Annotated in this window: 5 protein-coding genes and 1 pseudogene; 4 read left to right on the top strand and 2 right to left on the bottom strand. The window is 63.8% G+C overall.

The window, feature by feature from the left end; all coding sequences use genetic code 11:
* From GPT33_RS17150 to fetB, 4 genes and pseudogenes are all read left to right on the top strand, one after another.
* Positions 1 to 151: pseudogene (locus tag GPT33_RS17150) on the top strand (thiazole synthase); the annotation flags it as partial.
* Positions 152 to 408: 257 nt separating this feature from the next.
* Positions 409 to 1,110, top strand: a complete 702-nt coding sequence (gene trmB, locus GPT33_RS17145; RefSeq protein WP_296811401.1) for a tRNA (guanosine(46)-N7)-methyltransferase TrmB — start codon at positions 409 to 411, stop codon at positions 1,108 to 1,110.
* Between the two features lie 13 nt (positions 1,111 to 1,123).
* On the top strand, positions 1,124 to 1,843 hold the full coding sequence (locus tag GPT33_RS17140; protein WP_296811397.1) for an ATP-binding cassette domain-containing protein: 720 nt from the start codon (positions 1,124 to 1,126) through the stop codon (positions 1,841 to 1,843).
* Positions 1,840 to 2,649, top strand: a complete 810-nt coding sequence (gene fetB / locus GPT33_RS17135; protein WP_296811395.1) for an iron export ABC transporter permease subunit FetB — start codon at positions 1,840 to 1,842, stop codon at positions 2,647 to 2,649. The genes GPT33_RS17140 and fetB overlap by 4 nt, the downstream gene beginning before the upstream one ends.
* A 371-nt stretch (positions 2,650 to 3,020) precedes the next feature.
* Here fetB and GPT33_RS17130 read toward each other — a convergent pair whose 3' ends face one another.
* Positions 3,021 to 3,239, bottom strand: a complete 219-nt coding sequence (locus GPT33_RS17130) for a type II toxin-antitoxin system HicA family toxin (RefSeq protein ID WP_296811392.1) — start codon at positions 3,237 to 3,239, stop codon at positions 3,021 to 3,023.
* On the bottom strand, positions 3,232 to 3,453 hold the full coding sequence (locus GPT33_RS17125) for a type II toxin-antitoxin system HicB family antitoxin (RefSeq protein ID WP_296811390.1): 222 nt from the start codon (positions 3,451 to 3,453) through the stop codon (positions 3,232 to 3,234). Before GPT33_RS17125 ends, GPT33_RS17130 begins: the two co-directional genes overlap by 8 nt.
* Positions 3,454 to 4,526 lie beyond the last annotated feature (1,073 nt).

The following is a 4,526-nucleotide window of genomic DNA, read 5'->3' as shown; positions in this document are numbered from 1 at the left end:
GATCGCCGCGGCACGAGACCCCATCCTGATGGCCAGCGCCATGCGCAAGGGCATCGAGGCCGGACGCGAGGCGTACCTTGCCGGGCGCATGGCGCCGAAGCGGTTCGCCTCGGCGTCTTCGCCGATCGAAGGGTTGTTCTTCCAGCACTGAACCGCGTCTCGAGCGGACTGCGATGGTCGCTGTGGGGAGGGCGTCCGCGGCTACGACCGAGGTTCGTGCCGGACGCGGTTCAGAATTTTGAATCCAATGGTTAGGTCATTTCCGGGAAAAGGTCTACGGCCTGTAGGGGCGAATCTATTCGCCCCATGTCTACCGGACATGCGCAATCGGGATGCCCGTTCACGGAAATCGCCTCAGAGCGCTTTGACCGCGAACGCGGTTGCCGAGAGGCCAGTTGTAGAGACCTCATGACCGCCGAGACGACGCCCAAATTCCTGCGCCCCATCCGGAGCTTCGTCCTGCGCGAAGGTCGTTTGACCTCCGCGCAGGAGCGCGCCTTTCGAGACCTTTGGCCGCGCTACGGGGTGGATTGGACGCCCGACACGCCGATCGACCTCGCGGGGCTCTTTGGAAACGCGCACCCCGTCGTCCTCGAGATCGGGTTCGGCAACGGCGATTCGCTCGCCGAGATGGCCGAGCAGGATCCGCAGAGCAATTGGCTCGGGATCGAGGTGCATCGCCCCGGTGTCGGGCACCTGCTGCTCGAGATCGAGCGGCGCGGGTTGACCAATCTGAGGTTGATTCGACACGACGCGGTCGAGGTGCTCGCCCGTGGCATTGCGCCCGGCAGCCTGGAGCGCGTTCAGCTCTTCTTTCCCGATCCCTGGCCGAAACGCCGTCATCACAAGCGACGCATCCTGTCGCCCGAGCTGATCGGGCTCCTCGCGCACGCCCTGCGCCCGGGCGGTGTCTTTCACGCGGCGACCGATTGGGAGCCCTACGCCGAGCAGATGCTGGAGATCTTGGAAGCGTCCTCGGAAACCTTCGAGAATCTCGCCGGCCCCGGTGGCTTCTCGCCCCGCCCGGCATCACGTCCGTTCACTCGCTTCGAGCAACGCGGCGAGCGTCTCGGCCATCGGGTCCGCGACCTGATGTTTTCCAGGCGCTGATACCGGGGCGCCGATGTCAGGACTCAGACTCGACGGAATCCGATCGCGCGCCCTCGGGCCGCTCGATCTCACGGTCGCTGCGGGCGAGCTGGTCTTCGTGTCGGGTCCGTCCGGCTCGGGCAAGAGCCTTCTGCTGCGCGCCGTCGCCGACCTGGATCCACACGAGGGCGAGGTCTGGCTCGGCGAGGCGCCGCGCTCGGGCATCGCCCCCGCGACCTGGCGTCGGCGGGTCGGTCTTCTCCCTGCGGAAGCCTTCTGGTGGGCCGAGACCGTCGGGGAGCATCTGCCGGTCACCCGGAGCACGCATGCGGATCAGGCCACGTCAACGCTTCCCCCGGCCATCCTGCGTCTGCCCAAGCCCCTTCGTCGCCCGCCCGGACGCGTCTCGAACCACCCTGCCCTGCCGGACCCCTCGACCATCACCGACTGGCTGGTCCACCTCGGCTTCACACCCGACGTCCTCGCCTGGTCGGTGACGCGCCTCTCGACGGGCGAGCGTCAACGCCTGGCGCTGGTGCGCCTGCTCGCACAAACACCCGAGGCGCTGCTGCTCGACGAGGCCACCGCCAACCTGGATCCGAGCAACGGCGCACGCGTGGAATCCGTCGTCGAGACCTATCGCAAGAGGCAAGGTGCGGCCGTACTCTGGGTCAGTCACGACCCGGAGCAACGCCGGCGGATCGGTGGGCGCTCGCTGGTCATCCGCAACGAGCGTCTGGAGCCCGAAGCGTGACCCTCATTTATCTAAGCCCCTTCGATCTGGGACTGGCCTCCATCCTGGTCCTCCTGCTCGCAGCCATGTCCTGGCGGCTGCGCCTCGGGATCGAGCGGCGAGTCCTGATCGCGGCGGCGCGCAGCACGGTCCAGCTCATGCTCGTCGGACTGGTGCTGAAGGTGCTCTTCGCCCAGACCAGCCTGCCGCTGATCGGGCTGATGGCCCTGGTGATGCTCTCGGTTGCCGGTTACGAGGTGATGCAGCGCCAGAAGCGACGATACCGCGGCGTCTGGGGTTACGGGATCGGCGCACTCTCGATGTTCCTCTCGGCCTTCACCGTCACACTGCTCGCCTTGACCGTCATCATCGGCGTCGAACCCTGGTATCAGCCGCAGTATCTGATCCCGCTGCTCGGCATGCTGCTCGGCAATACCATGAGCGGGATCGCCATCGCGCTCGACAGCCTGACCCGCCAAGCCTGGGATTCGCGCGGACGCATCGAGGCACGCCTGCTCGCCGGCGGTACTTGGGACGACGCCATCGAAGAGGTGCGTCGCGACGCCCTGCGCTCCGGCCTCATCCCCATCATCAACGCCATGGCCACCGCCGGCCTGGTCAGCCTCCCCGGCATGATGACCGGCCAGATCCTCGCCGGCAGCCCGCCGATGGAAGCCGCCAAATACCAGCTCCTCATCATGTTTCTCATCGCCGCCGGCACCGGCCTCGGCTCGATGGCCGCCGTCTGGATCGGCTCGCGCCGTCTGTTCGACGACCGCCAACGGCTTCGCCTGGACCGGCTCGCCGCGGCGAACCGGTCGAGTTGAGAAAACCGTTTCCTCGTCCTATGGGCAAGCGTTCTCCGGGTCACATGCCGGGCCCGTAGGGACGAGCGAGAGTTAGGTCCACCGAGCTCTGAGCCGCCAAGCGCCGCTCAAAAAGGGTCGGATACGCTTGATCTCGCGGCAGCGCCTCCCCCAGCCATCCCAGATAGAGTTGATCGCTGTGATGGGACGAGCCATTCGCTCCGAAAGCACGCTACCGCATTGGTTTGAGGTCGATCTTTGGATACGCCTTACGTGAGGAGCCGAGCACGGACCCGTACGCACGGTTCTTTGGGAAGACTGGAAGACCTGGCCCCAGCCCTTCTGACCCGATCTTGGGCGGTCGGCTGGAGGCGTTCGTTGGCCAATTTGTCTTACTCGAATTCTGACCGACTAAGTCCAGATTGGCGGATTATCGACAATAATGTTCCTGTCCGAATTTCTTTATGATCGGGAACCGGAACCGTGATGGTGGTTGCCGGAAGCTGTTTTTGCATTACGATGTGACTTCCGCGTTGGCGCACTTTCACGAATCCGTGATTTTCGAGGATTCCACAGATATCCTTTCCGGAGAAAACCTTCAGCTTAACCAACTGCGATCTCTAATTGGGTTATATAGACCTCTTTGTGCAATCGTGTGCCGATTTCCTCTTCTGACGCGGTTTCAAAAAAGAGTTCTAGAGCCTCTCTTAGATTATCTCTTGCCTCGGCAATTGAATCTCCTTGGCTAGCGACATCTACTTCCGGGCACAAAGCGACATAGCCGTCATTCTCCTTTTCTATGATCGCAGTCAGCTGTCTGTTCATGTGTTACCTCTCTGGGATTCCTCTTTCTTCGCCCAACCAAAAGGCTAAAGCGGCGCGCACCCTTGATGAGCTTGCAAACTAGCACGACGCCCGTGGCACGCTCTCGCCTTTGAGCCAAGGGTTAGGCATTCGTAGCCTTCTTTACTGCCGGGAAAGGGGTTTCACGCGGAAACCGTGGTCGGGAAGTAAGCCGGGTCCTTGCCGACGATTAGGCAGACGTTTGCTTTATCAGTTGTCCGCCTGGTTTCCCGGCGGTGCCGCAATATCTCCGCCATGCGTCGGTTCGTTCCCGGCTCCTCGCAGAACCGGACTTGGAGTGTTACACCATCCGGCTCCCAGCCCGAGTCTTCCGCAGAGGAACAGGGGAGCGATCCGGCGCCCTGTCGACTCCGCACACGCGGGCATCCGACGCGGCGCAGCGCTTTCCGCGCACCGCCCAAGGGCGGGCACGCCGTCTGCGTGAAACGCGCGAGTGTCGTTGCCACGGGCAGAATCCTCTCGGTGTAGGGCCGTGATCCACTCTTGCGTTGTCTCGGGCCGCCACCCCTTTGCTCGACCCGCATTACCGGGCGTCACAGCTCGTATGGGTAGCTCCGACTTCCGCGCACCACCGCCCGTGTTCTTGCTTTCTACACTTGTTCACGGGTGCCCGCCTCCGGCGGACCGATGCGCGGATCTCCCTGGTTACCGCGTGCTCTCGATGTCAGGCTCGATACGGCCTCGGACCCCGGGGAGTACCCGTGCCACTCGCCAGGGCGCGACACGGATTGTTGCCTGCCGGAGGGACAAACCCGTCGGCACTCTCCAACCAAATTTTCGGGGCTCAACACCTTCAAGGTCGGCTCCACCCGTTACCTTTGCACCTCGCCTGCTGTCGTGCCTACGCATCGACGCGCCTGTTGCCAGTTGCGCCGCAAGGCTCGATACCGGGCTCGTGGCTGGCGATTACCCGGGCGGGAGTTCCACCCGCTAGAACACGCGGCCTTGCCAGGCCGCACTGTCCCCGGATCTGACACCCGGGCCGGGTCCATTTCATCCCGGGAGGATTTTCTCGACGGTCTTCTCGATAAGGG

Origin of the sequence: Thiocapsa sp. (assembly GCF_011390875.1) — a bacterium.
GTDB lineage: Bacteria > Pseudomonadota > Gammaproteobacteria > Chromatiales > Chromatiaceae > Thiocapsa.
Note: the sequence above shows the minus strand (reverse complement) of the source record. Positions and strands in the feature narration are given on the sequence as shown.